The organism is Streptomyces sp. (genome assembly GCF_035645055.1).
In the GTDB taxonomy this organism is placed as follows: Bacteria; Actinomycetota; Actinomycetes; order Streptomycetales; family Streptomycetaceae; genus Streptomyces.
Window position 1 is genome coordinate 95,372 of record NZ_DASQNH010000055.1, and the last position, 26,410, is coordinate 121,781.

Here is a 26,410-nt window from a genome sequence, read left to right on the forward strand (position 1 = left end):
ACTAGGAGACCGATGTCTGTGCGCACGACCCCCGCGACCGCCGACTACGTCGAGGACGTCTCCCCCGGCCGCGGCAGCCTCCCGCCCCGCGCCTGGTACGCGTCCTCCGACGCGCCCGCCCTGTCGCTCGACGGCCGCTGGCGGTTCCGGCTGTCCGCGACGGCGGACGCCGAGGACGACGCGTTCGCCCAGCCCGGGTACGACCCCGCGGGCTGGCCGGAGATCACGGTCCCGGGCCACTGGGTCCTCCAGGGCCACGGCGCGCCGATCTACACCAACCACCTCTACCCCTTCCCGGTCGACCCGCCGCACGTCCCGACCGAGAACCCCACCGGAGACCATCTGCGCGTCTTCGACCTGCCGGCGGACTGGCCGGCGGACGGCGGCGCGGTGCTGCGCTTCGACGGGGTGGAGTCCTGCGCCCGGGTGTGGCTGAACGGCACGGAGCTGGGCGAGTTCAAGGGCTCCCGGCTGCCGCACGAGTTCGCGGTCGGCGGCCTGCTGAAGACGGCCGGCAATGTACTGGCGGTCCGCGTCCACCAGTGGTCCGCCGGCTCCTACCTGGAGGACCAGGACCAGTGGTGGCTGCCCGGCATCTTCCGCGGCGTCACCCTGCTGCACCGCCCCGAGGGCGCCGCCGGCGACTACTTCGTGCACGCCTCCTACGACCACACGAGCGGTGCGGGCACCCTGCGGGTCGACTCCGAGGTGCCCGGCCGGGTCACCGTCCCCGAGCTGGGCGTCGACCTCGCGACCGGCGAGCAGGTCACCGTCCCGGTGGAGCCGTGGACGGCGGAGACGCCCCGGCTGTACGACGGGGTGCTGACGACGCCGGGCGAGCGGGTGCCGCTGCGGATCGGCTTCCGGACCGTCGTCCTGGAGGACGGCCTGATCAAGGTCAACGGCCGGCCGGTCCTGTTCAAGGGCGTCAACCGCCACGAGTGGCACCCCGAGCGGGGTCGCGCCCTCGACACGGCGACGATGCGCGAGGACGTGCTGCTGATGAAGCGGCACAACATCAACGCGGTGCGCACCTCGCACTATCCGCCGCACCCGGCCTTCCTCGACCTGTGCGACGAGTACGGGCTGTGGGTGATCGACGAGTGCGATCTGGAGACCCACGGCTTCACCGAGCAGGCCTGGCGGGACAACCCCGTGGACGACGACCGCTGGACCCCGGCCCTGCTGGACCGCGCCGCCCGCATGGTGGAGCGGGACAAGAACCACCCGTCCGTCGTCATCTGGTCCCTCGGCAACGAGGCCGGCACCGGACGCGGCCTGACCGCCATGGCGGAGTGGATCCACCGCCGGGACGGCTCGCGGCTGGTCCACTACGAGGGCGACATCGACTGCCGGGACACCGACGTGTACGCGCGGATGTACGCCTTCCACGACGAGGTCGAGAAGATCGGCCGCGGGCTGGACGGCGGCACCCGCAAGCGGCGCGCGCTCCCCTTCCTGCTCTGCGAGTACGCCCACGCCATGGGCAACGGGCCCGGCGGACTGGCCGACTACCAGCGGCTGTTCGAGACGTACGAACGGCTCCAGGGCGGCTTCGTCTGGGAATGGATCGACCACGGCATCCGGCATCCCCGGCTCGGCTACGCCTACGGCGGTGACTTCGGCGAGGAGCTGCACGACGGCAACTTCGTCTGCGACGGACTGGTCTTCCCCGACCGCAGGCCGTCCCCCGGGCTGGTCGAGTACCAGAAGGTGATCGAGCCGGTCCGGATCGACGGCGACGGCGGGAACGGCACCGTCCGGATCACCAACAAGCACGACTTCGCGGATCTGTCCCGGCTCGCCTTCGCGTGGTCGTACCAGGTCGACGGCGAGACGGTCGGGGCCGGCCCGCTGACCGTGCCCGCGCTGGCGCCGGGCGAGTCGGCGGAGGTGAAGCTCCCGCCGCCGCCGGCCGGCCCGCCCGCCGGGGCGGAGACGCAGTGGACGGTGCGGGCCCTGACGGCCGAGGCGACCGCGTGGGCGCCGCGGGGCCATGTGGTGGCGTGGGGGCAGGTGCCCGTCACCGGGCGGATGGCGCCGTCGGCGGCGGCGGGCGAGCGGCCGGCCGTGCGCGAGCGGCTGGTGTCCCTGGGCCCGGCGTGCTTCGACGCGCGCACCGGTGCCTTGCGCGCCGTCGGCGGTGTGGAGGTGACCGGGCTGCGCCTGGACGTGTGGCGGGCGCCGACCGACAACGACAACGGGGCGCCGTGGCAGCCGGACGCCCGCTACGGACTGCTCTGGCGCGAACTGGGCCTGCACCGGATGCGGCACCGGCTGGACGGGGTGGAGGTGGGCGACGCGGCGCTGACGGTGCGGACGCGGGTGGCGCCGGCCGCCGTCGACATCGGACTGCACACCGTGTATCGCTGGACGTCGGACGGCGACCGCCTCCAGCTCACCGTCTCCGTGACACCCGAGGGCGACTGGACGCTGCCCCTGCCACGGCTCGGCATCCGGTTCGGGCTGCCGGCGGCGGAGGAGGTGACGTGGTTCGGCGGCGGGCCCGGGGAAGCGTATCCGGACAGCCGGACGGCGTCGATGGTCGGCCGTTGGCGGTCGACTGTGGACGATCTGCAGACGCCGTACGTCCGTCCCCAGGAGAACGGCGCCCGCGCCGACGTCCGCTGGGCGGAGCTGGGCGGGCTGCGGATCGAGGGCGACCCGGCGTTCTGGCTCAGCGCGCGGCGCTGGACCAGCGAACAGCTGGACGCCGCCGAGCACCTCTCGGACCTGACGCCCGGCGACACGGTGTGGGTGAACCTCGACCACGGTCAGATGGGCATCGGCTCCCAGTCCTGCGGCCCCGGCGCGCTGCCGCAGTATCACCTGCGGGCCGAACCGGCCGTCTTCTCCTTCGTCTTCGAGGCGACCGGCTGAGACACCGCCGCCGGCCGGCGCCCGAACGGGGCTCCGGCCGGTGATCCGGGTCGTCCCGCGCGGATCAGTGGTCGGCGCAGCACGGGGTCGGATCCGGGACCTCGAACGGCGTGAGCCGGCCGCCCGCGGCGGGCATGGCGGTCAGCACGAGTTCGCCCCGCTGCCACTGGGGGCGGACATGGTCCCAGGTCACCAGCGGCGTCCGCGGGTCGGGCGTCCCGGCCGCGCCCAGCACGCTCACCCGGTCGATCGCGGAGCGGGACAGCAGCTCCGCGACCGTCAGCGTGCCGGTGAGGCCGTCGGCGCCCGGGTAGAGCACCGCGCGCCCCACCGCGTCGGGGGCGCCGTCCGTCACCGCGTACCCCTGGGCGGCCAGTCGCTCCGGGCAGCCCTCGGCGGAGGTGGTGAAGGAGAGGGCGACCCGCGGCCGGCCGTCCCGCAGCAGGTGCGTGCAGCCGAAGGTGTCCTCGGGCAGGGCGAGTCCGGCCGCCAGCCTGCGCAGCAGGTGGTCGGCCGCGCGCAGGTCGGTCAGCCCCGGGTCCACGGTGAGGACGTACGGCGGGGCGTGAGACGGGCCGTGCGACGGGGCGTGAGACCGGCCGTACGACGGGCCGTGCGGCGGGACAACCGGCGCGGTCACGACGGCAGGACCCACACCGGGTTGGAATAGAACCACAGGTCGCGCCACGGGTCGGCGTCTCCGACGACGTCGAGCGCCGGGCCCGCCGGGTCGACGGCCGCGCCCATCGCGCCCACGGCGGTGCGGTTGCCGTCGGTGCCGCGCAGCCGGACGTAGACCGGGCGGTCGACCCGGCCGAGGTCGTAGGTGAGGCGGACCGTGCCGGTCGACTGGTTCACCTCGTAGGACCGGACGACCTTGGCGGTGGGGGCGGTGAAGGCGTCCTTGTCCGCGGCCTCGCCGGTGACATCGCCCTGGATCATGTCGACCCGGGCCAGCTTCGGCACGAATCCGGCCCAGTTGGGGCCCCCGGCCAGGGCCACGTCCGCCGTCACCGTGACCCGGGTGCCCTTCCGCACATGCAGGGCGCCGCCGAGCGTGGCCCAGCGCCGGCCGCCCGCGACCCGGACGTCGAGGCCGCTGATCAGCTGCCCGTGGTCGACCCAGACGCGGCCGGCGCGGATGCCGTCCATGACGGCGGCGTAGGAGAAGCCGTCGGCCCCGACATGGGTGCGGCTGTACTGGCCGGGCCAGTAGTCGCCCTGGGTGACGTCGATCTTCCCGGCGTAGACGGGGTCCGCGTGCCGGCCGTCGCGGTTGAAGTCGCCGCCCGGGCCGCGCGTCGTGGTGTCGCCGTAGATCTGGTGGGAGTCGGAGTTGGCGGTGATCCACCAGGGCTTGCCCTCGGCGAGGAGGCTGTCCCACAGGCCGCCGACGGTGGCGGTCATCCAGTCGAAGCCGCCCCAGGTGCGGTAGGACTCCGGCGGGTAGCCGGGGAAGGAGTTGGCGCTCGGGTTGTTGTCGTAGATGCCACGGGCGCGGTTCATGCCGAGCGGGGCCGGGAGGCCCGCGGCCTGGTGGCCGGGGGCGCCCTCGAAGCCGACGGCGATCTGGTGCTCGGCGGGGGTGGCGTCGCGCCAGGCGCGGATCTCGTGCGGGGAGTCGACGCCGCGCCGCGCGGGGTGGTTGGCGAGCATCAGCGCGTCCTTGACCTTGCGGGCGCGTACCTGCTCGGCGAGGAAGCTCAGGCCCGCGACGGCGAGGGCCTCGTTGGCGGGCGTGGAGTCGGTGGCGCCCTTGACGCTGCCGTCGTAGTCGGTCTCGAACTGCTTCAGGACGGCGACCTCGTTGCGGCCGGGGTGCACGAAGACGGTGCCGTGCTCGGCCGCCGGGATGTTCCACTCCAGGCCCTGGAAGACGAGGGTGTCCTCGTAGGCCGCGCGGGCCGCCTTGATGTCCGGGTTGACCTTCTCGACGCCGATCCTGGCGTGGGTGGCGCTGCCGTGGTCGGTGATGACCAGCCAGTCCATGCCGTGCCGGGCGCCCTGGCGGACCTGGTCGACGACGCGGTACTTGCCGTCGCTGCTGTACTGGGTGTGGATGTGGTGGTCGCCCGCGAGCCACAGGAAACCGTCCCGCTTCCGGCCGCCCGCAGCGGCGTTCGTGGCGTTCCGGGGGGCGTTCCGAGGGGCGTTCGCGGTGGCGTTCGCGGCCTGCGACTGCGGCGTGAGCACGCTGCCCGCGGCCAGGCCCGCGCCGAGCAGCCCGGCGCGGCGCAGCAGCGAGCGCCGGGACTGCTGTTCGGGGGTCAGGGCCTCGTCGGGGACGGTGGTGTCGAAGGCGGCGGGCAGGGCCGCGTGGTCGTGCGGGTGGTCGTGCTCGTGGTGACGGTGGTGATGCCCGTGGCCGTGCTGGTGGGCGTGCCCCATGGTGTGCCTCCTCGATGCCGCTGCCTTCCGCGGCCGCCTTCGCGGACGCGCTGCTGCGCCGCGTCAGGAGGATCGGGTCGGAAGATGAATGGGGAAGGACTCGGGGGTGAGCGCCAGGAGTACCGGACACGGCCGCTCGTCCCGTCCCTCACGGTTTCCCTCAACCTCCCTTGTACGGCGACCCCGTTGACCGAGAACCTGAGCACACCTCATCTCCGCCCGTCCCCGGAGACGCCACGCCCCCTCCCCTGGAGACGCCATGCGAAGACTGCTGGGCACCCTCACCGCCGCCGCCCTCGCCGCGACCGGTCTCGCCACCGCCGGTCCGGCGCCCGCCGCGGCGGCGGCCACGGGCTCCTTCACCGTCCTGACGTACAACGTCGCGGGTCTCCCCCTCGGCCTCGGCGACAGCGACCCGCAGACCAACACCCCGCTGATCGGGCAGCGGCTCGGCGGGTACGACATCGTCAACGTCCAGGAGGACTTCAATTACCACGCGTCCCTGTACGCCCACGACACCCATCCGCACCGGACGGCGACCAGCGGCGGCGCCGGGCTCGGTGACGGCCTGAACACCCTCTCCGACCACCCCTTCGAGGACTTCCAGCGCGTCGACTGGAACGACTGCGCCGGCACCGACTGCCTGACCCCGAAGGGCTTCACGCTCGCCCGGGTCCGGCTCGCCGAGGGCGTCTTCGTGGACCTCTACAACGTGCACACCAACGCCGATGTGACGGACGCGGCGCTGGCCGCGCGCCGCGCCAACATCGCGCAGCTGTCGGACTTCATCCAGGCCAACTCCGCGGGCAACGCGGTGATCGTCATGGGCGACACCAACACCCGCTACACCCGCGCCGGCGACACCATCCGCACGCTGGCCGCGGAGAACGGCCTGACGGACGCCTGGGTGCGGCTGGTGAAGGGCGGCACGCCTCCCGCGCAGGGCGGCGAGCCGCTGCTGTGCGACGCCACCGCGCCGACCGACGACTGCGAGGTGGTGGACAAGATCCTCTATCGCGGCAACGAGTTGCTGGACCTGACCGCCACCCGCTACCACAACGACTGGGCGGACTTCCTCCGGTCCGACGGCGAGCACCTGTCCGACCACTTTCCGCACACCGTCGGCTTCTCCTGGAGGCTCGCCCCGGCCCTGCGCGCCGGTGACTTCTTCGGCGGCCCGCACGGCACCGCCTTCACCGACGCCGACGACCTGCCGCGGACCCCCGCCCCGCGCACCCTCACCCTGCGTGGCGGCGCCCGCCTGGACGCGCTCTCCCTCACCCATGCCGACGGCACCGTCCTGTCCCACGGCGGCACGGGTGGTACGGCGACGTCGCTGACGCTGGGCGCGGGCGAGCATCTGACGTCGGTGAAGCTGACGCGCGGCCAGCGGGACGGCCGTACGCGGATCTTCTCGGCGGCCTTCACCACCGACCGGGGCCGCACGCTCGCCTCCGGCACACCCACCTCGGACACGGCCACCTTCACGGCACCCTCGGGCTGGCAGATCGTCGGCTTCACCGGCCGCGCGGGCGACGAGATCGACAAGCTGGGCGTGCTCTACGCGCCGACGGGCTGAAAGTCCCTGGCCACGACTACCTGACTCCACTAGCCTATTTCCTAGGGCCTCTAGGTTGGAGTCAGGGAGGAGCACCGTGCCCCGTGCCGGCATCACCGCGGACCGCCTCGTCACGGCCGCCGTCGAACTCGCCGACGAGGCCGGGTTCGAGAACGTCACCCTGTCCGCGCTGGCGCGCCGCTTCGGGGTCAAGGACGCGAGTCTGTACTCGCACGTCGAGAACCTCCAGGACCTGCGCACCCGGATGGCCCTGCGGGCCGGCGGCGAGCTGATCGACCGGATCGCGGCGGCCGTCGCGGGCCGGGCGGGCAAGGACGCGCTGGCCGCGTTCGCGGGCGCGTACCGGGCGTACGCCCTGGAGCACCCCGGGCGGTACGCGGCCACCCAGATCCGCGTCGACCAGTCCCTCGTCGCCGACTCCCCCGCCCTGCGCCGCACCGCCGAGATCACCTACGGCGTGCTGCGCGCCTACGGCCTCGACGAACCCGACCTCACCGACGCCGTCCGCCTGCTGCGCGCCACCTTCCACGGCTACTGCGTCCTGGAGGCCGGCGGCGGCTTCGGCGCCCCCCGGGACGTACGGCAGTCCTGGAACCGTGCCGTCGACGCCCTGCACACGGCCCTGACGCACTGGCCCCGCGAGGAGAACGGCGAGCCCCATGAGTGACCACGACGTGTGCGGCGACGGCCCCGTCCTGCTCGTCATCCCCGGCGGCGCGGGGCACCCGATGGGCCTCGGCCCGCTGACCCGGCGTCTCGCCGAGCGCTTCACGGTCGTGACGTACGACCCGCTCGGCCTCGCCCACGGGCGGCTCGGCCGACCCGTCGCCGACCAGCGCGTCGAGGAGTGGAGCGACGGCGCCCGGGACGTGCTGGAGGCGGTGCTCCCCGACGGCGAGTCCGCGTACGTCCTCGGCACCAGCTCCGGCGGCGTCGCCGCGCTCGACCTGCTCGCCCGGCACCCCCGGCGGCTGCGGCACGTCGTCGCCCACGAGCCGCCGTGCGTGGCCGCGCTGCCCGACGGGGCGCGGCAGCGGGCCGCGTTCCGCGAGGTGTACGGCACCTACCGCGCCGCGGGTCCGGCGGCCGCCGCGGCACGGCTCGCCGCCACGCTGGAGGAGCGGGCAGCGGACGCCGTCCCGGACGGGCGGCCCCTCTCCCGCGCGGAGGAACTCACCCAGCCCATGGCGCTGTTCCTCGCGCACATCCTGGTCCCGTTCACCGCCTACGTCCCCCACCCGACCGCACCGGCCGCCGCCCGTCTCACCCTCGCGGCGGGCGACGGCTCACGCGGGCGGCTTCTGCACCGCACCGCGCGGGCCGTCGCCGAACGCACGGGCGGCGGGTTCGCCGAGTTCCCCGGCGGTCACCTGGGGGCCGTGGAACACCCGGAGGCGTTCGCCGACCGGCTCGCAAAGACGCTGGGCTGCCCCGCGGCGGGCTGACCGGCCAGCGCCCGCACCTCGTCGTACGACGGCACCGCGCCCTTCGGCGCGCGCCCCGCGCGGATCTCGCCGACCGCCGCCACGGCCGCGCCCAGCGCCCGCCGGTAGGGCAGTGAGCCGAGGCTGATCCGGCGTACCCCGAGGTCCGCGAGGTGGGCGACGGCGGGACCGTGGGGCGCGTAGAGGATGTTGAGCGGGGTGCCGCCGAGGTCGCGGACCAGGGCGGCGATCCCGGCCGGGTCGGTGAGACCGGGCACGAACACACCGTCCGCGCCCGCCTCCAGGTACGCCTCCAGGCGGCGCCCGGTGCCCTCGCCGTCACGGTCACCCAGCCAGTACGTGTCCGTGCGGGCGTTGACGAAGAGGCCCGGGGCCGCCGACTTCACCGCCGCGATCTTCTCGGCGTGCCGCGCGGGCGAGCCCAGAGCGTCCTCCAGATTGATCCCCACGGCGCCCACGAGGGCCAGCTCCCGGGCGAACTCCCCCACCTCCCCGGGGTCGTCGCCGAACCCGCTCTCCGCGTCCACCGACAGCAGGAACGGCTCCGCGCCCAGGACGAGGGCCAGACGCAGGGTCTCGTCCCGGGTCGCCGCCGTACCGTCCGGCAGCCCGGCCGCCGCCGCGACCCCGAGACTGGTCGTACCGATCGCGGGAAAGCCCTGCGCGGCGAACAGCCGCGCGGAGGCGTGGTCCCAGGCGGTGGGCAGGAGGAGGGGTGGTCCGTTGTGGTGGAGTGCGGCGAAGGCGGCCGGGTCGGCGGGGACGTCGGCGGTCCTCTCGGTGGTCATGTCGGCGGTCCTCTCGGCGGTCATGTCCGCACGGTAGGCGGGGATCCGTTCGGCACCCGCCGAAGGGTCCGCGCCGGAGCCCGCACCGGGTGTACCTCCGGGTTCACACCGGGCGTACGTCCACCCCGTCCGCGTCCAGCCGGACCCGCAGCCCGGGGCCTTCGGTCCAGCGGACCTCCAGCGCGCCGGTGCCCTCGTCCGCGCGGACGGCCACCGCGTCGGCGAGCGGTACGGGGTCCGGGTCGGCGGTGAGGCGGGCGAGGGCGACGAAAAGGGTGCCGCGGCCGCCGGTGACACCGTCGCCGTCGGTGACACCGATGTCAGCGGTGACACCGGTGAGCGTGTCGGACAGACCATGGGCCGGGAGCAGTTCGGCGCGGAGGCCGTCCCCCGCCGCCCATCCGGTGACCCGCACCGGCGTACCGGGCGCCGCCCCCGTCACCAGGTGCGCCCGCACTTCGGCGGCCCCGTGCGCCAGCACGGCACTGGTCACCCGCGCTCCCCCGCCCGCCGTGTGCCGCGACGCCGCCCAGCCGTCGCCCACGCCGAGCGGCACGATCTCCGTCCGGCTCGCGTCGCCGCCCACGATCACGCTGTTGTCGTGCGCCGGGTCCGGCCGCGTCGCCGACGAGTAGGCGAGGCGGGTGTAGTGCGGGTCGTAGCGGACGTCCTCGCTGCCGTGGTTGTGCAGGCGGACCAGTCCGTCCGAACACGTCGACTGGAGCAGCCAGTTGGGCGGTCCGACGGGGGTGGCGGCGTCCTCGCGCTCCGCCGGGCCCGGCTCCTCGGCGGCGGCCCACACGGCGTGGTCCGGCGGCAGGAGCAGGCCGAGGAAGCCCTTGCTCGCCCAGTACGGGGAGGCCGGGCCGGAGTAGTTCTGCAGGACGGACGCGTCGGGACCGTGCCAGCCGAGGGTGAGCAGGCCGCGCTCGTCGACCGCGCCCCGGTCGAGGAAGTACTTCAGGGCGCCGGAGGCCAGCCGGCGTGTCTCGCCGGGCGGCAGGGGCGTATGGCCGGTGAGGGCGCCGAGCCAGAGGGGAGCCGTGGTGGCGAAGCGGTAGGTGAGGGAGCGGCCCTGGTGGACGGGGGCGCCGTCGGCGCCGAACAGGCGGGAGTAGTCGGGGAGGTGTTCCGACAACCGCCGACCGTACACGTTCAGCAGTTCACCGTCGTCCGCCAGCCACGCGTGCAGCACCGGATACAGGTGCATCGCCCAGCCGTTGTAGTAGTCGAACTTCCGGCCCTCACCGTCCGTGTACCAGCCGTCGCCGAGGTACCACTCCTCGATCCGCTCCAGCCCGCGGTCGATCGCCGCCCGGGACGCCTCGGTCTCGTATCCGATCTCCTGGAGGAAGCCGCCGACGGTCACCGGGAACAGCTCCCAGTTGCACGGCCAGGGCTCGGCGCGGACCGCGTCCGCGAGCCAGGCCGCCGCGCGCTGCCGCACCGGCTCGTCCAGCCGGTCCCACAGCAGCGGCCGGGTGAGCCGCAGTGCCAGCGCGATCGACGCAGCCTCGACCAGCGGCTGGGTGCGGCTGCGCACACGCGGCCAGGCACCCGCGGTACCGGCCGCGAGTCCGTCGCCGTAGCGCTGCAACGCGGTCCCGTCCCGGCGGAAGGCCGCCAGCAGCAGCGTCCGGGCGTAGCCCTCCAGACCGTCGGAGAGGCGGCCGGACCAGCTCTCCCGGTCGCCGGGCAGGTGGTAGAGCGCGAAGTCCTCGGTGGCGTACGGCTCCACCGCCGCGAGCAGCGCGTCGGCCGCCGCCTCCCAGTGGGCGCGGGTGTATCCGGTGTACGGGCTGAGGGTGCGGTCCTCGGGGGGCAGCTGCATCGGTCCTCTTTCTCTCCTGCGCGGTTGGGACCCGGAGGGTCCCCGCAGGTCACCACGGATCGAACAGCGCGGCAAGCGCTTTCACGAACGCTTGGGTGAAGAAAAATCAGGCGACGCGCGGCGCCCGGACGCCGACAATCCCCGGGTGGCCACCCTGAACGTCATCGACGGAAGCGACCCCGGCCCGTCCCCCCGGCCCTCCCTGAGCGCGCCGGCCGGACGCACCTTCGACGTGATGCCGCCGCCGGCCCTGGTACTGCTCGGCATCGTCAGTGTCCAGGTGGGATCGGCACTGGCCAAGCACCTGTTCGGTGCGGTCGGCAGCTTCGGGACGGTCGCGCTGCGGCTGTTCTTCGCGGCGGCGGTGCTGATGCTGCTGTGGCGGCCGTCGGTACGCATGGGGCGTCGCGCGTGGACGGTGGCCGTCGGCTACGGCGTGATCCTCGGCCTGATGAACCTGTGCTTCTACCTGGCACTGGAGCGGATCCCGCTGGGGATCGCGGTGACCATCGAGTTCCTCGGGCCGCTGACGGTGGCCCTGGCCGGGTCGAGGCGATGGCCGGACGCCTTCTGGGCCGTGCTCGCGGCAGGCGGAGTGGCCCTGCTGATGGGGGGACGGGGCGACCTCAACCTCACCGGCTTCCTGTTCGCCCTCGCCGCGGGAACGTTCTGGGGCCTGTACATCCTGGCCGGCGCGGCCCTGGGCCGCCACACCACGGAAGGCGACGGCCTGGCTCTCGGCATGGCCGTCGCGGCCCTGGTGGCCGTCCCGTTCGGCGTGGCCGAGAGCGGAACGGCACTCGTCCAGCCGTGGATCCTGGCCGCGGGGCTCGGCGTGGCCCTGCTGTCGTCGGTGATCCCGTACTCGCTGGACCTGGAGGCGCTGCGCAGGATCCCACCCCGTGTGTTCGGCATCCTGATGAGCCTCGAACCGGCGATGGCGGCCCTCATCGGCTTCATCGTGCTCCACGAATCGCTCCACTGGTCGCAGTGGCTGGCGGTGCTGTGCGTGGTGGCGGCATCGGCGGGCGCGACCCGCGGGGCGCGTCCGCAGGACTGATGTTCCGCGCCCCGATCGCCTCGCGCCGCCGATGAGCGCGGGGCTCGGGGCGCCATGACCAGGGCCTGTCGGAGAATTCCCGTCGTCCGTCCGGAGGGCAAGCGGGAGTTGCCAGGTGGACCCTGGCGCTGTACCCACCATGTCCCCGCCACGCCCGAGGCGGTGGTGATCAGGGCGACGAGCCATCCGGGAACGCGCTGTGCGCTCAAGTGCAGGCCGCCGCACCGGAGTTCGGACACGGGACAGTCCGCAGTCTTTGAGTTCATGCCACCAGTGGAGCGCTCGCCACCAGGCCGTTGTCACGCGCCGCCTGTGTACAGGACCGAGCCTGTCAACTCCACTTCGGACAAGTCCGCGCCGCGAATCGGAGGCACCGCCCGGCCCCCGAACGCCCGAACCCGGGGCGCCCCGGTTCCGGTCGGGGCGCCCCGGGGGCTCATTCGGCGCGGGTCAGGCCCCGCGGCACCAGGTGCTGGGCGAGGAGTTCGTCGCGGACCAGGCCGGCGTAGACCGTGGCACCGTGTACGGAGGTGTGGGTGTTGTCGCGCTTCTCGTTGGAGAGGTACAGCGCCTTGGACGCCTCGACACCGAGCGATTCCACGACCGCCTTGGTCTTCGCCGTGAGGTCGATCAGCGGCGCCCGGCGGTCGGCGGCGACCGACCGGATGACGGCCGGGTGGTCCACGCCAAGGCCGTTGACCAGCAGCGCGGTGTTGTTGTTGAGCGTGCCGTCGGAGCTGAACCAGCGGCGGACGATCGGGGTGACGAGGACCGCCTCGCCGCCCTTCACCCGGACGCCGTCCACCAGGGCTTCGAGGTTGGCCCGGTAGGTGGCCGCGTCGGTCGTCTTGTCGTTGTGGGCGAGCTGGATCAGGACCAGGTCGCCGGGGCGGACGCGTGGCTCGACGGTGGCCCACAGCTGGGGGTTCTGGCGGTAGGTGACCGTGCTCTCCCCGGAGTCGGCGTGGTTGGCGACGGACAGGCCCCTGCGGAGGTACTGCGGGAGCTGCTGACCCCAGCCGGCGTACGGGTCGCCGGGCTGGTCGCAGACCGTGGAGTCGCCGACGAGGAAGATCTGCCGGGCGCGCCGGGCGGGGGTGACGCGGATATCGGCGAGGGCGGGGGCCGAGCCGCCGATGACGAGGTCCAGGCCCGCGGTGCCGGCGGGGCCGGTGGGCTCGCCCTCGGGGGTGCGGACGTCCATCGTGAAGCTGCGGGCGACGCGTTCGCCGGCCGGGACCGCCGTCTCGGGGAGCAGGGCACGCCGGGTCTCGCCGGTGATCCGGGTACCGGACGCGGTGTCGCCGCCGAGCAGGACCTTCACGTCGTAGGCGCCGGGCGGCACGTCGAAGTGGCAGGCGCCGGCGGTGCAGTTGCCGATGCCGGGCGCGGATGCGGGGGTCCCGGCGTGGGCGGGAGCGGCGGACAGGGCGGTGCCCAGGGTGACCGCCACCAGGGCGGCCTTGCTGAAACGTCTCATTCCCGGCTCCTCGCTCACGACAACGTGGTCTGGCGGAGGACCGTACCGCGTCTGACAAGCGCTTTCTAGTGCTGAGGCAGAATTCCTCCCCCTTCCGACCTTCCCGCTGTGAAAGCCCTTTCATGAAATCGATTCAAGTGTCACCCTTCCTGTCACCGCACCCCCCACACCTCCCGAAGGAGGCACCCCCATGTCCGTATCCGCGCACCGCCCCGTCGGCCGCCGCACCTTCGTCCTCGGCACCGCGGCCGCCGTCGGCACCGCGGCCCTCGGCGGTCCGCCGGCCGGGTCCGCGTCCGCCGTGTCCGCCGCGGCCTTCGGCTGGCGCGACGACGGCACCCACTTCGTGGTCGACACCGGCGCGAGCCTGGTCTTCAAGGTCGGCAAGTCCAACGGCGACCTGACCTCGCTCGTCCACCGGGGCACGGAGTACCAGGGCTACGGCGGCAAGAACTCGCACATCGAGTCCGGCCTCGGCAGTTCCACCGTCACCATCCGCCAGTCCGGATCGACGATCCTGATCTCGGTCGCGTACGGCACGCTGCGGCACTACTACGCGGCCCGCAGCGGCGAGAACAACATCTACCTGTGGACCGGGAAGGCCGACGACTCGGTCACGGCGACCCGGTTCATCCTGCGGGTGAGATCCGGGCTGTTCCTCAACGACGAGCCCGACTCCTACACCTACGCCCCGACCGCCATCGAGGCCTCGGACGTGTTCGCCAAGCCCGACGGGCAGACCCGCTCCAAGCACTTCTCCAAGCTGCGGGTCATGGACTACGACCACGTCGGCTGGAGCAGCGGCGGTGTGGGCCTGTGGATCGTGCGCAGCAACCACGAGAAGGCCTCCGGCGGCCCGTTCTACCGCTCGCTGCTGCGTCACCAGAGTGCCGACGGCGGAGGCCTGTACGAGATCCTGCACTACGGCCAGAACCAGACCGAGGCCCAGCGCTTCGGCCTCCAGGGCCCGTACGTCATCGCCTTCACCGACGGCGGCGCGCCCTCGTCGTCCCTGCTCCCCGGGACGCTCACGACCCCGTGGGCGGACTCGCTGGGCATACCCGGGTATGTCGGCGCGAGCGGGCGGGGACGGGTGGCCGGGGTGGGGATCAGCGGGCGGGACGCGGCGTATCGGTACACGGTGGGGCTCGCCAACACGGCGGCGCAGTACTGGGGCTCGGCGCGGTCCTCGGACGGCCATTTCTCCGTCGGCGGGATACTGCCGGGTGTGTACACGCTGATCGTTTACAAGGAGGAGTTGGCTGTATACAGCACCCAGGTGACGGTGTCCGCCGGATCGACGACCACGCTCAACACCTTCTCCCTGCCGTCGGCCAACGACCCGGCCGACGCGAGCGCGATCTGGCGCATCGGCGAGTGGACCGGCACGCCGCGGGGCTTCAAGAACGCGGACCTGATGACGTACGCGCATCCCTCCGACGTCCGGGCCGCTCCCTGGACCGGCAACGTCGTCATCGGCAGCGGCACGGAGACCTCGGCCTTCCCCTGTTACCTCTGGAAGGACGTCAACAGCGGCATCGTCGTCCACTTCAAACTGACCGCCGCCCAGGCCGCCGCGGCGCACACCCTGCGCATCGGGGTGACGACGGCCTACGCCAACGGCCGGCCGCAGATCGTCGTCAACGACACCTGGACGTCGGCGATCCCCTCCCCGCCCGCCCAGCCGGGCACCCGGTCGCTGACCAACGGCTCGTACCGGGGGAACAACCACACGTTCACCTACAGCATCCCGGCGAGCGCCTGGCTCACGGACACCAGCCGGTACAACACCCTGAAGATCAACGTGGTGAGCGGTTCGGGGTCCACCTCCTATCTCAGCGCCGGCACGGCGATCGACGCGATCGCCCTGCTCGCCTGAGCACGGGTCAGCCGCCGCGTGTCCACTGCTGGTTCGTGCCGCCGTTGCAGGTGTACGTGATGATCGCGGCGGAGTTGGCGGTGGACGCGCCGTTCACGTCCAGGCACTCGCCGGTGGCACGGGACCTGAGGGTCACATAGGAGCCGGTGGTGGTCAGCGACCACTGCTGGCCGGTCGCGGCGGAGTCGCAGTTCTCCTGCGTGACCGTGCCGGCGTTCTCCTGCACGCACAGGGAGCTGTGCCGCGCGACCAGTTGGTGGTAGCCGCCGCCGAGGGACTTGAACCAGTACTTCTGGTTGCCGCCGCCATTGCAGTCGTACTGCTTGATCTGCGCGCCCGCCCACGGGGACTGGCTGGTCACGTCCGCGCACCGGCCGGAGTGCCGGGCGGCCAGCGTGTGGTAAGTGGCGCTGGTGCCGGCGACCGTGCCGGTGGCGGTGTCGACGGTGAGTTCGGGGGTCCAGGACAGGGTCATCGAGGTGGCGGTCGGGAAGGTCAGCGGCAGCCAGACGTAACGGGAGTCGTTGACCGTGCCGCCGAAGGAGTTGCCCCAGCGGTCGCCGAGGTAGAGGTACGAGGTGGTCGTGGATCCCTGCACCGGTAGAACGTACGCGGTCTGCGATCCGTAGGCGACGGCGTCCCCCACATCTGCCATCGCCGACCAGGGACCGGTGAGGCTCGTCGCCGTGGCGTACCGCTGCTGGTTGGGGTTCCAGCCGGTCGCGCCGGACGTCAGCATGAAGTAGACGCCGTTCCGCTTGAACAGCGCGGGGGCCTCGCGGTGGCCGCCCGGCCACGGGTTGGCGACCAGGCTCGCGACGCCGGTGTAGTCGGCGGTGAGCCGGTAGATGTGCAGGTCGTAGTTCTCACGGGCGGCGGAGACCATGTAGCCGGTGCCGTCGGTGTCCACGAAGACGGTGATGTCCCGGGACATGTGCCGGTCGAGCGGCCGGAAGCTGCCCTGCCAGGTGTAGGTGCCGTCGACGGTGTCGGAGACGGCCACGGCGGCCCGGGCCTCGCTGTAGTCGGTGCCGTTCTCCTTGTGCATCCACATCACGAACTTGCCGGTGGCGGCGTTGTACATGACCTTCGGCCGCTCGATGTTGGCGACGGCCAGCTCGGGGTGGGCGGCCTGGGTCAGGACGTGGTTCCTGAACTGCCAGTTCTTCAGGTCGGTGGAGCGGTAGGCGTCGACGTACCGGAAGGTGTGGTCGGCGTTGCGGTGTTCACCGAACCAGTAGTAGTAGGAGCCGACCTTGATGACGCCGCCGCCGTGGGCGTGCACGGGGTTGCCCGACGTGTCCTTGAACTGCGTGCCGTTGCCGATCGTCTGGGGTGCGGCCTGGGCGGGTCCGGCGGTGGCGAGCGCGCCGGCCAGGCCGAGGCAGAGGGCGAGGAGGATCGCGCAGGCGCGTCTCATCTCAGCCCTCCGCCCGTACCGTGTCGGCGACCGGGACGCCGAAGTCCGGGGTGCCGTCCGGCTTCCAGCCGAGCTTCTGGATCCGGGTGTGCCGGTTGGGGTCGTTCAGCGGGTCGCCGACGATCTCCTTGTACTGGCGGGCGTGGTAGACGAGGACATCGGTGCGCCCGTCCTCGGCGACGGTGAAGCAGTTGTGGCCGGGGCCGTACTGCCGGGTGGTGTCGTTGCTGGTGAAGACGGGGGCCGGGGACTTCGACCAGCTCGCGGGGTTCATCAGGTCGCTGTCGGCGTCGGCGGTCAGCAGGCCGACGCAGTAATGGTGGTCGGTGGCGCTGGCGGAGTACGTCATGAAGACCCGGCCGTTGCGCTGAAGGACGTACGGCCCCTCGTTGACCTTGTAGCCGACGCACTCCCAGTCGAACTCGGGGGTGGTCAGCCGGATCTGCGGCCCGGTCAGGGTCCACGGGTTCGCCATCCTCGACAGCCACACGGCGGTGTTGTTGTCCATGCCGGGCTCGTGCTGGGCCCAGGCGAGGTAGCGGGTGCCGCGGTGGGTGAAGGTGGTGGCGTCCAGGGAGAAGGTCTCCCACGCGGTCTTGATCCGGCCCTTCTCGACCCAGGTGCCTCGGAACGGGTTGGGGTGGGCGTTCTCCAGGACCCAGATGCGGATCCGCCAGACGTCCTCGGCCGGCGCGGCGGCGAAGTAGATGTACCACTTGCCGTCGACGCGGTGCAGCTCCGGGGCCCAGATGTGGGCGCCCATGTCGCCGGAGGGATGGGCCCGCCAGACGACGGACTCGGCGGCGGTCGACAGCCCGTTCAGGGTGCGCGAGCGGCGCAGGACGATCCGGTCGTACTCGGGGGCGGTGGCGGTGAAGTAGTAGAAGCCGTCGGTGTGCCGGTTGATGTGCGGGTCGGCGCGGTTGAGGACCAGGGGGTTCACGTACGGGGCTGCCTTCGGGGAAGCGGCGAGGGCCGTGGGGGTGGAGGTGGCGAGGGCGCCCGCCGCGAGGGCGGCGCCCTTCAGCACCAGGCGGCGGCGGGGGGCCGGGGACGGATCGTCGGCGCGGTCGGCGCGGCTCATGCGGACTGCCTCTCTCGTCGCGGTGCGGCATCTCGACTCGGCATGCCGTTCGATATTTCGTACGTCATCTGTCATTCCGAACGCCGAAAAGGTAGAGGTGCGTACGGTGGAGGTCAACGGGTCCGGCGAGCCGAATGCGCGGCGTGAGGAGGACGGCACCTCACGCGTCCCACATGGCGGGCATGCTGTTCGGCAAGCGGGCACGGAGCGCTCCTGCCGGGGCCATCGACTAGCGTCATGGCATGACCAGCGACACCCCCGCGCCCCCACCCTCGCCGACCCCGTCGCCCTCCTCCTCCCCCTCGCCCTCCCCCTCGCCCTCCTCCTCCCCCTCCCGCGACCCCGGCCCCGCCGCCCCGGCCCTCGCCGACGCACTCGCCGCGGGGACGGTCGTGCTGGACGGCGGGATGTCCAACCAGCTGGAGTCCGCCGGGCACGACCTGAGCGACGAACTGTGGTCGGCGCGGCTGCTCGCCGAGCGTCCGGAAGCGGTCACCGAGGCGCACCTCGCCTACTTCGAGGCGGGAGCGGACGTGGCCATCACCGCCAGCTACCAGGCCACCTTCGAAGGCTTCGCCCACCGCGGCATCGGCCATGAGCGAGCGGCCGAACTCATGGCGCTGAGCGTCGCGTCGGCGCGCGAGGCGGCTCGGCGGGCGCGTGCCGCGGGTGTCATCCGCCCGCTGTGGACGGCGGCGTCGGCGGGGCCGTACGGGGCGATGCTCGCCGACGGATCGGAGTACCGGGGCCGCTACGGACTCTCGGTCGACGCACTGGAGCGCTTCCACCGGCCGCGCCTGGAGGTGCTGGCCGCAGCCGGACCCGACGTGCTGGCGCTGGAGACGGTGCCGGACACCGACGAGGCGGCCGCGCTGCTGCGGGCCGTGCGCGGACTGGGAGTGCCGGCCTGGCTCTCGTACACCGTCGACGGTGGACGGACGCGTGCCGGCCAGCCGCTGGAGGACGCGTTCGCGCTCGCCGCCGACGCGGACGAGGTCATCGCGGTCGGCGTCAACTGCTGCGCACCCCAGGACGTGGACGCGGCGGTGGCGACGGCGGCACGGGTGACCGGCAAGCCCGTCGTCGTCTACCCGAACAGCGGAGAGGCCTGGGACGCCGAGGCCCGCACCTGGAACGGCCGCTCCACCTTCACCGCCGCACAGGTCGAGGGCTGGCGTGCGGTTGGAGCACGGCTGATCGGCGGCTGCTGCCGGGTGGGCCCCGAGGCGATCACCGCGATCGCGAAGACGGTCGGACGGGGTGAGCACGGGGCACCGCTCCGTCTTCCCGGCGGAGGTTCCTGAGACCCCCGGCGCAAACCCCCGGCGCACCGGGCGGGGAGAAGCCGGCCGGGCCCGGCCGGCTTCTCCCCAGGGCGACGGAGACCGAAGAGGGACGGCCTCAACGGCCCCCCTTCGCTGCTCGGCCGCCGATTGGCGTGACCTGCTGTTACGGGGTTCAGCCAGCTCAGTGCCGACGGGCGCCGCCCGGACGGCGGAGCAGCCGTACGACTGGCCGCGGCTCCGTACCGCGGGTCGGCGAACCGTCGGTCGGCACTGACGCGGGGGCGGGTTCCGCAGGCGTGACAGCGGGAGTGGCGGCCCACAGGGCGAGTTCGGCGTCCCGTGGACCGTATGCGACGTGCGGTCCACCGTCGCCGAAGATCTGTACGGGGTGTGCCGGATCCCAGGGCTCCCAGCCGGGGTTTCCGTCGGTGGCGAACCGCACCCACGCGGTATGCATCGCGTCGGCCAGCTCCCGCGGGGAGCCCGCGCCGGCCAGCTTGGCCGACTCCGGCACGTCACCGCTGTCGAAGACGAAGCCGAGCTCCAGGGCGTGGCAGGCGCCGAGGCCGGGCCGCAGGGACGGCCAGGCGAACTCGTACACGTACGACGTCCCCGGACGGGCGTCGGCCAGGCGGTGCAAGGGGCGGCGCAGCAGGTGGTCGGTGACCATCTGGCCGACGATCTCGGCGGTACCGGCGCCGGGGCGCAGGATGCGGTAGCCGCGGGGCACCTCGTGGCCGGCGTGGCAGCGGGCCATGGCGCCGGCCAGGGCGACGGCGCCGAGCCGGTCGACCCGCTCCAGCAGGCCACCGGGGACCAGCCAGAGGCGGTGCTCCTCGCGGGTCCAGCCCATGAGCAGCTCGGTCCCGGCCGCGGCCCGGCCCTCGACGAGCACCTGAAACGGGTCGCGGGGCACCAGGTCGCCGTCGATGACGATCCCGAAGGAGGGCCCGCCGAGGACGGGGCCGCTGAGCCGGCCGACCTCGGCCTGGGCGCGCAGCAGCGCCTCCCGGTCGACGGCGGCGAAGGCCTCGGCGGTGGCGGACACCTTCAGCCGGGCGGCCATCCGGCGCACCATGCGCCGTACCTTGTCCCGGTCGGCGGCCTCGGGCGCCCCGCTCTGCAGGACGGCCCGCCGGAACAGGCCCTGGGCCTGCGGGGCGGCGATCAAAGCACCGACGCTGATGGCGCCGGCGGACTGCCCGGCCAGGGTGATCCGGTCCGGGTCGCCGCCGAAGGCCTCGATCGCCTGGTGCACCCAGCGCAGGGCGGCGAGCTGGTCGCGCAGACCGGGGTTGGCGGGGGCGTCCGGGAACAGACCGTAGCCCTCGACGCCCAGCCGGTAATTGATCGACACGTAGACCACGCCGTCCCGGGCGAAAGTCTGCCCGTCGTACACCGGCACACTGGAGGAGCCCCTGGTCAGTGCCCCGCCATGGATCCAGACGAGCACCGGGAGCCGGGCTCCGGGGCCCGGCTCAGGCGTCCACACGTTGAGGTTGAGGCAGTCGTCGCCGGGCACGACCGGGTCGGACAGGTACTGGGCGAAGGCGTCGGAGTACGGCGGTTTCGGCGCGGTGGGGCCGAAGGTGAGCGCGTCCCTGACCCCGTGCCACGGCTCGGGCGGGACGGGCGGCAGGAAGCGGTGGGGGCCGAACGGGGGCGCCGCGTAGGGAATCCCGCGGAACACGGCGACCCCGCGCTCGTAGCTGCCGCGCACCGCCCCGTACGGTGTGTGGACCACGGGGCCTGTCCGGTCCGCTGCCGCCATCCGCAACCAGCTCCTCGCTCGCTCCGGCTCTGTTCACAGCAGAGCGTCGCGTCGCGGCGATGTATTCCGGGAGCGCGGCGCCGACGCTGTACGGTATGCACGCATTCGGCGCACACCGCACACTGCCGGTGACAAGTCGCCCCGCCTGGCGCACACCAGCACGCGAACGCCTGGTCGCACTCGGCAATTGCCCTCCCTTCACCGCGGATCTACGGTAGAACGCGCTTTCAGGAACCTTTCTCCTTCTCTCCGCCCTCCCCCCTCCCCCTCCCCCTCCCCCTGGCCCGTCAGGAGAGTCATGCCCAGCGCCCAGCCCCTCCGCACCGTGTTCGCCATGGATCCGGTGCACCTTCCACGGCTCTTCCCCGCCCCCCTCATGACCCGGCTGCGGCAGACCGCCGAGGCCGATCCCACTCTTGTCGTACGGGACTTCGCCGACCCGGCCGCCGCCGACGCGCTGGCCCGTGCCGACGTCCTGATCACCGGCTGGGGCTGCCCCCGCCTCGACGAGCGCGCGCTGGCCGCCGCCCCCGGGGTGCGCGCGGTGCTGCACGCGGCGGGCTCGGTCCGCTCACTGGCCGGCGACGCGCTGTGGCGGCGCGGTGTGACCGTCTCCAGCGCGGTCACCGGCAACGCGGTCCCGGTCGCCGAGTACACCCTGGCGATGATCCTGCTGGCCGGGAAGGACGCCTTCGGACACCGCGAGCGCTACCGCGCGACGCACGCCTTCCCGTCGCCCGCGGAGACCGCCGCCCTCGGGAACCTGGGCCGCCGGGTCGGCGTCATCGGCGCCTCGCGCGTGGGCCGCCGGCTGCTGGAGCTGCTGAGGCCGCACGACGTCGAGATCCTGCTGTACGACCCGTACGTGGACGCGGTCGAGGCCGCCGCGCTCGGCGCCCGCCCCGTCCGCCTGGACGAACTGCTGCGCGGCAGCGACATCGTCACGCTGCACGCCCCGGACATCCCGGAGACCCACCACATGCTGGACCGGTCCGCCCTCGCCCTGATCCGGGACGGCGGCGTACTGATCAACACCTCCCGGGGCGCCCTGGTCGACCAGGACGCCCTCACCGACGAGTTGGTGTCGGGCCGGCTGAGCGCGGTCCTCGATGTCACCGAACCCGAGCCGCTGCCCGCCGGCTCCCCCCTCTACACCCTGCCCAACGTGTTCCTCACCCCGCACGTCGCGGGCTCCCTCGGCAATGAGCTGGAGCGGTTGGGGCGGATCGTCGTGGAGGAACTGGAGCGCCTTGCCCAGGGGCTGCCGCCGGCGCACGAGGTGCGGTACGCGGACCTCGCCAGGGTGGCCTGACGGCCTCCCGCCCGAGGCGTCCGGCGTTTCGAAAGTTCAGGCAGTCGCATTCCGTGGATTCCCGTGTCTTCACGTCTCCCTGCCGCACGCCTAGGGTAGGAAGCGCTTTCTATACGGTCGTCGTGACGACCCGGGAGCAGAGTGCTGGTCGCAACTTTCGAGGGCCCTCGGGCGGGCCGGAGGGGTGGTTCCGATGGGCCGAACGGCACGTGCGAGCGCGACGGCCGGTCCGACGCTGGCGGTGGTGGCCCGGGAGGCGGGGGTCTCCGTGCCGACCGCGTCCAAGGTGGTCAACGGCCGCGAGGACGTGGCACCCGAGACACGCCGCCGGGTCACCGAGGCGCTGGACCGGCTGGGGTATGTGCGCCGGCCCCGCTTCGACGCGGCGAGAACCCCGGGCTTGGTCGACCTCGTCGTGCACGCCCTGGACGACTCCTGGTCGGGCGCGGTCCTGCAAGGGGTGGAGCAGGCGGCGCACGACGCGGGGCTGGACGTCGTCGTCTCGGCGGCGCTCGGCCGCAACCGGGCCGGACGCCCCGAACGCGGCTGGCTGGACAAGCTCACGGCGCGCGGCTCGGCCGGGGTGCTGTTCAACCTGGCCGAGCTGACGGAGACCCAGTACGCCTGGCTGGAGCAGCACCGCATCCCGTTCGTGATGATCGACCCGGTGCTCGAACCGCCGCCCGGTGTGGTGTCGGTGGGCGCGGCGAACTGGCAGGGCGGAGTGACGGCGACCGAGCACCTGCTGTCCCTCGGCCATGAGCGGATCGCCGTGATCACCGGCCGCCGGCGCACGATGTGCAGCGGGGCCCGGCTCGCGGGCTACCGTTCCGCGCTCGCCTCGGCGGGGCTGCCGCACCGGCCCGAGTACATCCGGCACGCCGGGTTCGACGAGGCGGTGGCCCGCCGGCACATGCGGGAACTGCTCGACCTGCCCGAGCCGCCGACGGCCGTCTTCGTCTGCTCGGACCGGATGGCGCTGGGGGTGTACGACGCCGTGGCCGAGCGGGGGCTGCGGGTGCCGGACGATCTGAGCGTCGTGGGCTTCGACGACCTCCCGGAGGCGCGCTGGGCGGCGCCCGCCCTGACCACGGTCCGCCAGCCGCTGTCGGAGATGGCGGCGACGGCCCTGCGTCTGCTGGTCCGCATGATGGACGGCGAACGCCCGGAGAGCACCCGGACCGAACTCTCCACCCGCCTGGTGCCGCGCGGGAGCACGGCCCCGCCGCGTGGCTGAGCCGTCGGGTCAGTGCGCGCGTCCCGCCGCCCAGGCGATCCCGCCGCGCAGGTGCTCCCGGAAGCCGGGGTCGCCGTACGCCTCGGCGGCATGTCCGAGGGCGGTGTAGAAGACGCGTCCGGCGCCCTGGTGGCGGCACCACACGAGGGGGTGGTCGGCGCCCATCCCGCCGCCCTCGTACGAGGACTCGTCGGCGCACACCAGCACCCGTGCCACGCCGCGCGGGTTGGTGCGGAAGTCGTACCACTCGTCCGTGAACTCCCAGACGGCGGGCAGATGCCGGGTGGCCGGGTGCGTACGGTCCTCCACGACCGCCTTGCCGGGCTGGTGGGCGGGGTGCCGGTCGAAGCGGGCGCCCAGCAGTTCCCCGTAGTACGGCCAGCCGTACTCCGTGCAGGCGGCGGCGTGGACGCCCACGAACCCGCCGCCCGCCTCCAGATACCCGGCCAGCCGCTCCCGTCCGGCCGGTGTCAGCACGTCGCCGCTCGTGGACAGGAAGACCACGGCCGCGTACCCGTCCAGCACCGCTTCGAACGCGGCCGGGTCCTCGGTGTGGTCGACGTCGAACTCCCCCAGCGCGCGTACGGCGGCGACGGCGGCCGGGATGGAGTCGTGGCGGTAGTCGGTGGTGCGGGTGTGGACGAGCAGTCGCGGTGCCATGCGGACGACCCTATGCCGGGGGCGTGGCGCGTCCCAGGGGCGCCGGCCGAGGCGAGACATCCGGCGGCGCGGCGGTTTTCAGCCGCCCGCGCCCGCTCCGTCGCGGGGCGCCCCGTCCCCCTCGGCGGGCAGGTCGCCGCGCTCCACGGGCTCGGCGCCGCCCCCGCCCTCCGGCAGCAGGGCGTCGAGTTCGGCGGCGGTGGGGCGGTGGGCGCCGAGGGCGGCCTCGCGCAGCACGTCACGGCCGACGCCGGGTCCCGCGCCGACGCGGACCACATGGCCGCCCTTGGGGAGGGCGTACTCGCGCTGATCACCGGAGGTGCGGTACCAGGCGTCGCCGTCCTTGCGGCACTTCACCGGGCCGCCGGGGGAGGCGTCGCCGACCGGCTGCTCGGGGCAGGTCGCGGCGGTCATCCCGGCGCGGTCCACACGCAGTTGGATCTGGGCGCCGGTGGACCGGGAGACGTACACGGCGGAGAAGCCGTCGCCGCCGTACACGCCGACGGACTGCTGGGCCACGGTGAAACCGTCCGCCTCGATGGCGTAGACGTGCTCGGGGTCGACGCCCAACGCCTCGGCGCGCGCGGCGACTTCGCCCGTGTCAGCGGCCTTTCCCTGGTCACCGCAGCCGGTGAGGAGCAGCGCGGACAGCGGCAGCGAGGCGTACGTCAGGGCACGCGGCAGACGGATCATTCCCCCATCCTCCCGCACAGGTGTTCCCCAACGGGGCGGGGGCCGGCGTAGCCTCGCGGCGATGAACACGATTCCGGCACACCTGGACCACCTCGTCCTCGCCACCCCGGATCTGGCGGCGACGATCGCCGACTTCACCCGGCGGACCGGAGTGACCCCGGCCGTCGGCGGCTCCCATGTCGGCCTGGGCACCCGCAACTACCTGGTCGGCCTGGGCGGCGCCGGGTATCTGGAGATCATCGGCCCGGACCCGGAGCGGTCCGGCCCGTCCGGCCCGCGCCCGTTCGGCGTGGACGGGCTGCCCGGCCCGCGCACGGTGACCTGGGCGATCCGCACCGCCGACCTGGACGCGGCGATCAGCTCCGCCCGCTCCCGCGGCTACGACCCCGGCCCGGCCCGCGCGATGAGCCGCCGCACACCCGACGGCACCCTGCTGGAGTGGCGGCTGACGGACGGCGTCGCCGCGCACCCCTCCGGGCTGGTGCCCTTCCTCATCGACTGGGGCGTCTCCCGCCATCCCACCGCCGGCGGCCTGCCCGTCACTCCCCTGATCCGCCTGACGGCGACGGCTCCCGACCCGGACGAGATCCGGCCGCTGCTGTCCGCCCTGGACACCGGGCTGGTGCTCACCGAAGGCCCGGCCGGCTTCTCCTTCACCGTCGCCACCCCGCGCGGCCCGGTCACCTTCGACTGACCTGGGGCCGGCCCGGCATGACCGGCGGGACCACACAGGACCGGCCCGGCCGCGCGCGTGCCGGCCGGAGAAGGCGGTGAGGCGGGCGCGCTGGGGGCCGTGCCGCGCTCGGCGTCCACCGTGCCGACGTACAGCTCGCGGGTCCCGGCCGGAAGGACTGGCTGGGCGGCTTGCTGAGGTGGGTCCGGTTCGCCTCGCCCACGGGCGATCTCCCCCGCCCCGGAAGAAGCCGGATCCCTGAGCTTGCCCCCCCTTGGCGGATCCGGCTCCCCTGGGGTAGAGTCGATCTTGCCCGGCCGCCGGAACTCCCGGCCAACGGTCAGGCGTTGGTGGTCCAAGGAAAGACGCCCCGCTTCCTGCGGGGAGATGCAGGTGCAAGGCCTGCCCGGCGCTCCAGAGCACGAGCCCCGTTCCTCCAGTCGGAGGAACGGGGCTCGTGCCGTTTCTGCGCGTGGCCAGGTGTCCGATTCCTTCAAGACGCCCTGCCGCCACCCCGCCTAGCGTGGCCGCATGAGTCCACGATTCGATGCCATCGGCCTGGTCGTCTCCGACATGGCCGCCTCCGTCGCCTTCTACCGCCGCGTCGGCTTCCCCTTCCCCGAGGGTGCCGAGGACCAGCCGCACGCGGAGGCCGAACTGCCCGGCGGGCTGCGGCTGATGCTGGACAGCGAGGAGACCGTGCGGTCCTTCCACCCGCAGTGGCGACCGCCGTCCGAGAACGGCTCACGGACGTCCCTCGCGCTGCGCTGCGACGGTCCGAACGAGGTCGACGCGTTGTACGAGGAGCTGGTGGGCGCCGGGTGCCAGGGCGAGCTGAAGCCGTGGGACGCCTTCTGGGGCCAGCGGTACGCCGTCGTCCAGGATCCCGACGGCAACGGCGTCGACCTGTTCGCACCGCTGCCGGCCGCAAAGTAGCCGCGAGA

The 26,410-nt window shown here is 73.3% G+C and carries 21 protein-coding genes; 11 read left to right on the forward strand and 10 right to left on the reverse strand.

The window, feature by feature from the left end; translation table 11 throughout:
• Positions 1-12 precede the first annotated feature (12 nt).
• Positions 13-2,880: a glycoside hydrolase family 2 TIM barrel-domain containing protein gene (locus VE614_RS18575; protein ID WP_324937906.1), complete on the forward strand. Its 2,868-nt coding sequence runs from the start codon at positions 13-15 to the stop codon at positions 2,878-2,880.
• A gap of 64 nt (positions 2,881-2,944) precedes the next feature.
• Here VE614_RS18575 and VE614_RS18580 read toward each other — a convergent pair whose 3' ends face one another.
• Both VE614_RS18580 and VE614_RS18585 read right to left on the reverse strand, forming a co-directional pair.
• On the reverse strand, positions 2,945-3,424 hold the full coding sequence (locus VE614_RS18580) for a hypothetical protein (protein ID WP_324937982.1): 480 nt from the start codon (positions 3,422-3,424) through the stop codon (positions 2,945-2,947).
• Positions 3,425-3,516: 92 nt separating this feature from the next.
• Positions 3,517-5,268 (reverse strand): PHP domain-containing protein, encoded by a 1,752-nt coding sequence (locus VE614_RS18585; protein WP_324937908.1) that lies wholly within the window; start codon positions 5,266-5,268, stop codon positions 3,517-3,519.
• 259 nt (positions 5,269-5,527) lie between these two features.
• Here VE614_RS18585 and VE614_RS18590 point away from each other — a divergent pair, with 259 nt between their 5' ends.
• From VE614_RS18590 to VE614_RS18600, 3 genes are all read left to right on the forward strand, one after another.
• Positions 5,528-6,847, forward strand: coding sequence for a jacalin-like lectin (locus tag VE614_RS18590; protein WP_324937910.1), 1,320 nt, complete (start codon positions 5,528-5,530; stop codon positions 6,845-6,847).
• Positions 6,848-6,923: 76 nt separating this feature from the next.
• Positions 6,924-7,514, forward strand: a complete 591-nt coding sequence (locus tag VE614_RS18595) for a TetR/AcrR family transcriptional regulator (RefSeq protein WP_324937912.1) — start codon at positions 6,924-6,926, stop codon at positions 7,512-7,514.
• Complete coding sequence (locus VE614_RS18600; protein WP_324937914.1) at positions 7,507-8,292, forward strand: alpha/beta hydrolase; 786 nt, start codon at positions 7,507-7,509, stop codon at positions 8,290-8,292. Before VE614_RS18595 ends, VE614_RS18600 begins: the two co-directional genes overlap by 8 nt.
• Here VE614_RS18600 and VE614_RS18605 read toward each other — a convergent pair.
• Together VE614_RS18605 and VE614_RS18610 are read right to left on the reverse strand one after the other, a co-directional pair.
• Positions 8,214-9,080, reverse strand: coding sequence for an isocitrate lyase/phosphoenolpyruvate mutase family protein (locus tag VE614_RS18605; RefSeq protein WP_324937984.1), 867 nt, complete (start codon positions 9,078-9,080; stop codon positions 8,214-8,216). The two genes, VE614_RS18600 and VE614_RS18605, sit on opposite strands and share 79 nt — an antisense overlap.
• Positions 9,081-9,183: 103 nt before the next feature.
• On the reverse strand, positions 9,184-10,911 hold the full coding sequence (locus tag VE614_RS18610) for a DUF2264 domain-containing protein (protein WP_324937916.1): 1,728 nt from the start codon (positions 10,909-10,911) through the stop codon (positions 9,184-9,186).
• 145 nt (positions 10,912-11,056) lie between these two features.
• Between VE614_RS18610 and VE614_RS18615 the strand changes: the two genes are divergently transcribed.
• Positions 11,057-11,971 (forward strand): DMT family transporter, encoded by a 915-nt coding sequence (locus VE614_RS18615; protein ID WP_324937918.1) that lies wholly within the window; start codon positions 11,057-11,059, stop codon positions 11,969-11,971.
• A gap of 436 nt (positions 11,972-12,407) precedes the next feature.
• On the opposite strand, the gene VE614_RS18620 is transcribed toward VE614_RS18615, so the two are convergent.
• Positions 12,408-13,451, reverse strand: coding sequence for a rhamnogalacturonan acetylesterase (locus VE614_RS18620; protein ID WP_324937920.1), 1,044 nt, complete (start codon positions 13,449-13,451; stop codon positions 12,408-12,410).
• 190 nt (positions 13,452-13,641) lie between these two features.
• Here VE614_RS18620 and VE614_RS18625 point away from each other — a divergent pair, with 190 nt between their 5' ends.
• The gene (locus tag VE614_RS18625; protein ID WP_324937922.1) at positions 13,642-15,330 is read left to right on the forward strand and encodes a rhamnogalacturonan lyase B N-terminal domain-containing protein; all 1,689 of its coding nucleotides are present in this window, start codon (positions 13,642-13,644) and stop codon (positions 15,328-15,330) included.
• Between the two features lie 7 nt (positions 15,331-15,337).
• Here VE614_RS18625 and VE614_RS18630 read toward each other — a convergent pair whose 3' ends face one another.
• Together VE614_RS18630 and VE614_RS18635 are read right to left on the reverse strand one after the other, a co-directional pair.
• On the reverse strand, positions 15,338-16,750 hold the full coding sequence (locus VE614_RS18630; protein ID WP_324937923.1) for an RICIN domain-containing protein: 1,413 nt from the start codon (positions 16,748-16,750) through the stop codon (positions 15,338-15,340).
• Position 16,751: 1 nt separating this feature from the next.
• Positions 16,752-17,834 carry a glycoside hydrolase family 43 protein gene (locus tag VE614_RS18635; RefSeq protein ID WP_324937925.1) on the reverse strand — a complete coding sequence of 361 codons (1,083 nt, stop codon included), beginning with the start codon at positions 17,832-17,834 and terminating at the stop codon, positions 16,752-16,754.
• Between the two features lie 242 nt (positions 17,835-18,076).
• Between VE614_RS18635 and mmuM the strand changes: the two genes are divergently transcribed.
• Positions 18,077-19,138 carry a homocysteine S-methyltransferase gene (mmuM, locus tag VE614_RS18640; RefSeq protein WP_324937927.1) on the forward strand — a complete coding sequence of 354 codons (1,062 nt, stop codon included), beginning with the start codon at positions 18,077-18,079 and terminating at the stop codon, positions 19,136-19,138.
• A 163-nt stretch (positions 19,139-19,301) separates the two neighbouring features.
• Here the strand turns inward: mmuM and VE614_RS18645 are convergent, their stop codons facing one another.
• Complete coding sequence (locus tag VE614_RS18645; RefSeq protein ID WP_324937929.1) at positions 19,302-20,891, reverse strand: carboxylesterase/lipase family protein; 1,590 nt, start codon at positions 20,889-20,891, stop codon at positions 19,302-19,304.
• Positions 20,892-21,189: 298 nt separating this feature from the next.
• On the opposite strand from VE614_RS18645, the gene VE614_RS18650 reads away from it, so the two are divergent.
• Together VE614_RS18650 and VE614_RS18655 are read left to right on the forward strand one after the other, a co-directional pair.
• Positions 21,190-22,203: a hydroxyacid dehydrogenase gene (locus VE614_RS18650; protein WP_324937931.1), complete on the forward strand. Its 1,014-nt coding sequence runs from the start codon at positions 21,190-21,192 to the stop codon at positions 22,201-22,203.
• A 193-nt stretch (positions 22,204-22,396) separates the two neighbouring features.
• On the forward strand, positions 22,397-23,440 hold the full coding sequence (locus tag VE614_RS18655) for a LacI family DNA-binding transcriptional regulator (protein ID WP_324937933.1): 1,044 nt from the start codon (positions 22,397-22,399) through the stop codon (positions 23,438-23,440).
• 9 nt (positions 23,441-23,449) lie between these two features.
• Here the strand turns inward: VE614_RS18655 and VE614_RS18660 are convergent, their stop codons facing one another.
• Positions 23,450-24,100, reverse strand: coding sequence for a ThuA domain-containing protein (locus VE614_RS18660; RefSeq protein WP_324937935.1), 651 nt, complete (start codon positions 24,098-24,100; stop codon positions 23,450-23,452).
• A gap of 78 nt (positions 24,101-24,178) precedes the next feature.
• Positions 24,179-24,793 (reverse strand): hypothetical protein, encoded by a 615-nt coding sequence (locus VE614_RS18665; RefSeq protein WP_324937937.1) that lies wholly within the window; start codon positions 24,791-24,793, stop codon positions 24,179-24,181.
• Between the two features lie 61 nt (positions 24,794-24,854).
• Here VE614_RS18665 and VE614_RS18670 point away from each other — a divergent pair, with 61 nt between their 5' ends.
• On the forward strand, positions 24,855-25,487 hold the full coding sequence (locus VE614_RS18670) for a VOC family protein (protein WP_324937939.1): 633 nt from the start codon (positions 24,855-24,857) through the stop codon (positions 25,485-25,487).
• A gap of 510 nt (positions 25,488-25,997) precedes the next feature.
• Complete coding sequence (locus tag VE614_RS18675) at positions 25,998-26,402, forward strand: VOC family protein (protein ID WP_324937941.1); 405 nt, start codon at positions 25,998-26,000, stop codon at positions 26,400-26,402.
• Positions 26,403-26,410 lie beyond the last annotated feature (8 nt).

What these genes read in the sequence shown, in the direction of transcription:
- VE614_RS18575 (WP_324937906.1), top strand. Translation starts at nt 13, where the DNA reads ATGTCTGTGCGCACGACCCCCGCGACCGCCGACTACGTCGAGGACGTC.
- VE614_RS18585 (WP_324937908.1), bottom strand. Translation starts at nt 5,268, where the DNA reads ATGGGGCACGCCCACCAGCACGGCCACGGGCATCACCACCGTCACCAC.
- VE614_RS18590 (WP_324937910.1), top strand. Translation starts at nt 5,528, where the DNA reads ATGCGAAGACTGCTGGGCACCCTCACCGCCGCCGCCCTCGCCGCGACC.
- VE614_RS18600 (WP_324937914.1), top strand. Translation starts at nt 7,507, where the DNA reads ATGAGTGACCACGACGTGTGCGGCGACGGCCCCGTCCTGCTCGTCATC.
- VE614_RS18605 (WP_324937984.1), bottom strand. Translation starts at nt 9,080, where the DNA reads ATGACCACCGAGAGGACCGCCGACGTCCCCGCCGACCCGGCCGCCTTC.
- VE614_RS18610 (WP_324937916.1), bottom strand. Translation starts at nt 10,911, where the DNA reads ATGCAGCTGCCCCCCGAGGACCGCACCCTCAGCCCGTACACCGGATAC.
- VE614_RS18620 (WP_324937920.1), bottom strand. Translation starts at nt 13,451, where the DNA reads ATGAGACGTTTCAGCAAGGCCGCCCTGGTGGCGGTCACCCTGGGCACC.
- VE614_RS18625 (WP_324937922.1), top strand. Translation starts at nt 13,642, where the DNA reads ATGTCCGTATCCGCGCACCGCCCCGTCGGCCGCCGCACCTTCGTCCTC.
- VE614_RS18630 (WP_324937923.1), bottom strand. Translation starts at nt 16,750, where the DNA reads ATGAGACGCGCCTGCGCGATCCTCCTCGCCCTCTGCCTCGGCCTGGCC.
- VE614_RS18635 (WP_324937925.1), bottom strand. Translation starts at nt 17,834, where the DNA reads ATGAGCCGCGCCGACCGCGCCGACGATCCGTCCCCGGCCCCCCGCCGC.
- mmuM (WP_324937927.1), top strand. Translation starts at nt 18,077, where the DNA reads ATGACCAGCGACACCCCCGCGCCCCCACCCTCGCCGACCCCGTCGCCC.
- VE614_RS18645 (WP_324937929.1), bottom strand. Translation starts at nt 20,891, where the DNA reads ATGGCGGCAGCGGACCGGACAGGCCCCGTGGTCCACACACCGTACGGG.
- VE614_RS18650 (WP_324937931.1), top strand. Translation starts at nt 21,190, where the DNA reads ATGCCCAGCGCCCAGCCCCTCCGCACCGTGTTCGCCATGGATCCGGTG.
- VE614_RS18655 (WP_324937933.1), top strand. Translation starts at nt 22,397, where the DNA reads ATGGGCCGAACGGCACGTGCGAGCGCGACGGCCGGTCCGACGCTGGCG.
- VE614_RS18660 (WP_324937935.1), bottom strand. Translation starts at nt 24,100, where the DNA reads ATGGCACCGCGACTGCTCGTCCACACCCGCACCACCGACTACCGCCAC.
- VE614_RS18665 (WP_324937937.1), bottom strand. Translation starts at nt 24,793, where the DNA reads ATGATCCGTCTGCCGCGTGCCCTGACGTACGCCTCGCTGCCGCTGTCC.
- VE614_RS18670 (WP_324937939.1), top strand. Translation starts at nt 24,855, where the DNA reads ATGAACACGATTCCGGCACACCTGGACCACCTCGTCCTCGCCACCCCG.
- VE614_RS18675 (WP_324937941.1), top strand. Translation starts at nt 25,998, where the DNA reads ATGAGTCCACGATTCGATGCCATCGGCCTGGTCGTCTCCGACATGGCC.